The sequence below is a fragment of the Fundidesulfovibrio sp. genome (assembly GCF_058402725.1).
In genome coordinates this window covers 1-4,194 of the sequence record NZ_JBZVFJ010000217.1, presented here as the reverse complement: position 1 = coordinate 4,194, position 4,194 = coordinate 1, and the positions used below count along the sequence as shown (strand labels likewise).

The window sequence follows — 4,194 nt, the reverse complement described above, 5'->3', positions numbered from 1 at the left end:
TCTGGCGGAAGGCGTCGATGAGCCGCCAGTAGCGCTCGTTCACGTCGCGGCTCACGCTCTGGATGCGCGCGGAGTAGTCCACGTGGGTGATGGCGGGCAGGTCGGAGCGCAGCACGTAGAGCCGCTCCCACATGCCCATGTCGTCGTAGCCTTCGGGCAGGGGGTTCTGCCGTTCGGAACGCACGGGGGCCACCAGGAGCATGTAGGGCGAGGGGCGGTCGATGTCGAAGTAGTCCCCGATGGCCTCCTCCAGCACGGAGGGGGCGAAGGGGCGGAAACCCTCGCGGTACTTGATCTTCAGGTTGAGCTTCTTCTGCATCTCGGGGTTGCGCGGGTCGCCCAGGATGGAGCGGTTGCCCAGGGCGCGCGGGCCGTACTCCATGCGTCCCTGGAACCAGCCCACCACGTTGCCCTGGGCCAGCAGGCCAGAGACCTTGCGGGCCAGGGCGTCGAAGTCGTCGAAATGCTTGAAGGGGGCATGGCGTCGCGCGGCCAGGCGTTTCACGTCGGCGGCCGAGAACTCGGGGCCAAGGTAGGCCCCGCGCATGGCGTCGCGCTTGTGGGGGGTGCGCTCGTGGCCCTTCCAGATGTGGTGGGCGGAAAGGGCCGCGCCCAGGGCGCCGCCCGCGTCGCCCGCCGCGGGCTGGATCCACACGTCCTCGAACACGCCCTCGCGGATGAGCTTGCCGTTGGCCACGCAGTTGAGCGAGACGCCCCCGGCCATGGTCAGGTTCTTCGCGCCCGTCAGCTCCCTGGCGGTGCGCGCCAGGCGCATGACCACGTCCTCGGTCACCTGCTGGATGGCCAGGGCCATGTCCATGTAGTCCTGGGTCAGTTCGGTCTCGGAGGCGCGCTTGGGCAGGCCGAAGAGACGCTCCCAGGCGGCCTCGTTGCACATGCGCAGGCCCGTGGCGTAGCCGAAGTAGTCCATGTTCAGGAGCATGGAGCCGTCGGGGCGCAGATCGATGAGCTGGTCGAGGATCTTGGCCTTGAAGTCGGCCACGCGCTGCGCGCCGGGGTTGCCGTAGGGGGCCAGGCCCATGAGCTTGTACTCGCCGGAGTTCACCTTGAAGCCGCAGTAGTAGGTGAAGGCCGAGTAGAGCAGGCCCAGGGAGTGGGGGAAGTCCAGCTCGCGCAGGAAGGTGATGTCCTTGCCCTTGCCGTGGCCGATGGCCGTGGTGGCCCACTCTCCCACGCCGTCGATGGTCAGGATGGCGGCCTCCTCGAAGGGCGAGGGGTAGAAGGCGCTGGCCGCGTGGGAGAGGTGGTGTTCGGGGAAGAGCACCTGGGGCCTGCCCGGCCCCAGCTTGGCGAATTCGTCGCGCAGCATCTTGCCCATGAAGAGCTTTTCCTTGATCCACACCGGCATGGCCGACAGGAAGCTCGTCAGGCCCGAGGGCGCGAAGCCGTGGTAGGTCTCCAGCAGGCGCTCGAACTTGAGGAAGGGCTTGTCGTAGAAGGCGACGGCCGTGAGCTCCTTGAAGGCCAGGCCCGCCTCGGCCAGGCAGTAGGAGGCTGCGTTGGCGGGGAACGAGGCGTCGTGCTTGCGCCGGGTGAAGCGCTCCTCGTGGGCTGCGGCCACGATCTCGCCGTCGATGACGAGCGCCGCCGCCGAGTCGTGGTAGTAGGCGGAGATGCCGAGAATGGCTTCGGACATGGGGGGTTCCTGGAACCGCCGCCGGGACGGCCCGGCGGCGGAAGCGTTTGCGGCGCCCGGGGGCGGCCTAGAACAGCGTGTAGATGAACGGCGCGATGGCCGAGCCGCTTGTCAGCACGATGAGCACGCCGAAGAGCAGCAGGACCAGGATGATGGGCAGAAGCCAAAACTTCTTGCGGACTTTGAGAAAGCCCCAGAGATCGCCGAGAAAGCTCATGGTGGTGTACCTGGATTAGTAGGGTGTTTCGATGTCGGCGGCGGTGAAGGTGTGGCCGCGCTCGCGGAAGACGCTCTCGGGGCCGCTCTTGAACCGCCGGACCTGCATGGGGTCCTTGCCCAGGGCCTTTCGCACGAGCCCCATGGGCGTGAGCACGACGAAGAACACGACGGAGAGGAGCAGCTTGGACATCACCGTGCCCAGGGCGTGGGCCAGGCCCAGCCAGAGCTTGGCGGGGACCTTGAACGCCGAAGGCCAGGTCATGTCCAGCACGAGCAGCAGGATGCCGACGCCCAGCCACGTGCGGTTCGCCGTGAACCAGGCCGCGAGCAGGCACACCAGCACCAGGGCCATGCCCGTATCGCGGGCCTGCGCCCGGGTGGCCGAGAGCCAAAAAGAACCTTTTTTCGATTGGTTAGACATACTTTCCTCGTCAAGTTCCGCCGCACTCTGCCAGAAAGCCCCTCCCGTGGCAAGTGCGCCGCCGGGCGGGCGGGCAGGGGGGTCCCATAGCCGCCGCCGATGCGGGGAGACGCCCGCCATCCCGACAAGCGATTGGATCAGTCGATCGAACTCATTTAGAAGCGCCCGAAGGAGGGCGGTCATGGACGCAGGGACCTGTCGATCGAACACGGGCGCTACGCCGCATCCTGTCCGCGCGGGCCTGGGCGAATGGGCCGACCGCATCGTCAGGGCGGGGCTGGCCCTGGCCTTCCTGGCCGCCGGGGCGGTGAAGCTTGGCAACCCCGAGGTGTTCGCCGTGACGGTGCGGGCCTTCGGCATCCTGCCCGACGCCTTGGTGGGGCCGCTCTCGGTGGCGCTGCCCTGCCTGGAGGTGGCCGCCGCCGTACTGCTGCTCCTGGACATGCGCTGGGGCCTGGAACTCACCACGGCGCTGCTCCTCGTCTTCGTGGCCGTGCTGGCGCACGCCCTGCGCATGGGGCTGGACATCGATTGCGGCTGCTACGGCCCCTCGGACCCGGAGCGCGAGGCCTTCGGGTCCATCCGGCAGGCCCTGTGGCGCGACGGGGCCATGCTGGCCGCCGCAGCCTTCCTGTTCTGGCGCAGACGCCGGGCGCGCGGTGCGGACGTCGCCCCGGCGTGAGGCGCGCCGGGCCAGGAAAGACGTTGCATCACCGCCGGGCGGGGCGTCCCGTGGCGGAAACAGTAACCACTCGACCGACTGGAGGAAGATCATGGCGTTTCGTTTCGCGTTGTCGCTGGTGGCCCTGCTGGCCATCCTCACCGCCGGAGGGGCCGGCGCGTTCGCCAAGGACATGTTCGAGGAAGAGCTGGACAAGGAAGCCCTGGCCGTGAAGCTTGCCCGGGAGACCGTGAAGGGCGGCTACCCCCTGGTGACCGCCGAAGAACTGAAGAAGCTCCTGGATGAGAAGAAGCCCGTGCTCGTGGTGGACACCATGCCCTACGAGGCCTCCTTCAAGAAGGAGCACGTGCCCGGCGCGGTGTCCTTCGAGTTCCCCATCGAGCCCATGCCCGAGTGGGACGCCGCAAAGACCGGAGGCAAGAGCGTCAAGGATTTCGAGGCCCTGCTCGGCCCGGACAAGAACCGGGCCATCGTGTTCTACTGCGGCTTCGTCAAGTGCACGCGCAGCGACAACGGCGCGCTGTGGGCCAAAAAGCTGGGCTACGCCAACGTTTCGCGCTTCCCCGGCGGCATCTACGCCTGGAAGGGCGCCAGGTACCCCGTGGAAGAGGTGAAGTAGGCCTGTTCGATCAGCCGCCTCCGAGGCCCGGTCCCGCGTGCGGGGCCGGGCCTTTTTCGCGCCGCGCGCGGAGGCTCCCGGGGTGAAAAAGTCCCCTCCGCCCTGACAGCCCGTAGAAAAAGTCGATTCTTGCAGCCTGTTCAAAAAACTCGCTGGCAAGGCGCTGGGAAAAAGCCAAGCCCGAAGCGTATTTCTCATACGTGAGGGTTTGGCTTTTCCCCTGCAACGCAGCCAGCGAGGATTTTTCATCAGGCTGCTAAAGACCGGGGCGGCGCTGCCGATAAGAAGGATGAAGCGGCGCGGTCCGTTCCCCGGGGAGGTGACCATGACCAACGACATGAGCGGTGTGTCCGGAACGTCCGGAGCGACTCTCGACGCCAAGACCTCCAAGCAGCTTTTCGGCGCGGGCGTGGTGAAAACCACGCTGGACTACATGAACGCGGGGGGCTCCGGCTCCGGCGGGTTCGACGCGGACTACGACTTCCAGACCAAGGTCCTGGAGGGCGCGTACATGGGCAAGGGGCTCAATATCAACGGGAAAGTGTAGGGGAAGGCCCCGCCGCGGCTTCCTGCGCCGGGCCTCCGCGAGGAGGCCC

At 67.3% G+C, this 4,194-nt stretch carries 6 protein-coding genes; 3 read left to right on the top strand and 3 right to left on the bottom strand.

The genetic code is table 11. The annotated features are described in order from the left end of the window. The 3 genes from ACV4UX_RS17640 to ACV4UX_RS17630 form a co-directional block, all read right to left on the bottom strand. Positions 1 to 1,657 (bottom strand): carbamoyltransferase family protein (locus ACV4UX_RS17640; protein ID WP_491594589.1); only part of this gene is annotated, 1,657 nt, incomplete at its 3' end. A gap of 67 nt (positions 1,658 to 1,724) precedes the next feature. Next, on the bottom strand, positions 1,725 to 1,874 hold the full coding sequence (locus tag ACV4UX_RS17635) for a DUF5989 family protein (RefSeq protein ID WP_173082343.1): 150 nt from the start codon (positions 1,872 to 1,874) through the stop codon (positions 1,725 to 1,727). Between the two features lie 15 nt (positions 1,875 to 1,889). Next, positions 1,890 to 2,297, bottom strand: coding sequence for an SxtJ family membrane protein (locus tag ACV4UX_RS17630; protein ID WP_491594588.1), 408 nt, complete (start codon positions 2,295 to 2,297; stop codon positions 1,890 to 1,892). Positions 2,298 to 2,478: 181 nt separating this feature from the next. Here ACV4UX_RS17630 and ACV4UX_RS17625 point away from each other — a divergent pair, with 181 nt between their 5' ends. The 3 genes from ACV4UX_RS17625 to ACV4UX_RS17615 all read left to right on the top strand — a co-directional run bounded on the left by ACV4UX_RS17625 (position 2,479) and on the right by ACV4UX_RS17615 (position 4,145). Further along, positions 2,479 to 2,979 carry a MauE/DoxX family redox-associated membrane protein gene (locus tag ACV4UX_RS17625; RefSeq protein WP_491594587.1) on the top strand — a complete coding sequence of 167 codons (501 nt, stop codon included), beginning with the start codon at positions 2,479 to 2,481 and terminating at the stop codon, positions 2,977 to 2,979. Positions 2,980 to 3,070: 91 nt separating this feature from the next. Beyond that, entirely contained in the window at positions 3,071 to 3,598 is a 528-nt protein-coding gene (locus ACV4UX_RS17620) for a rhodanese-like domain-containing protein (protein ID WP_491594586.1), read from the top strand. A 325-nt stretch (positions 3,599 to 3,923) separates the two neighbouring features. Next, the gene (locus ACV4UX_RS17615; RefSeq protein ID WP_491594585.1) at positions 3,924 to 4,145 is read left to right on the top strand and encodes a hypothetical protein; all 222 of its coding nucleotides are present in this window, start codon (positions 3,924 to 3,926) and stop codon (positions 4,143 to 4,145) included. The last annotated feature ends 49 nt before the right edge of the window (positions 4,146 to 4,194 follow it).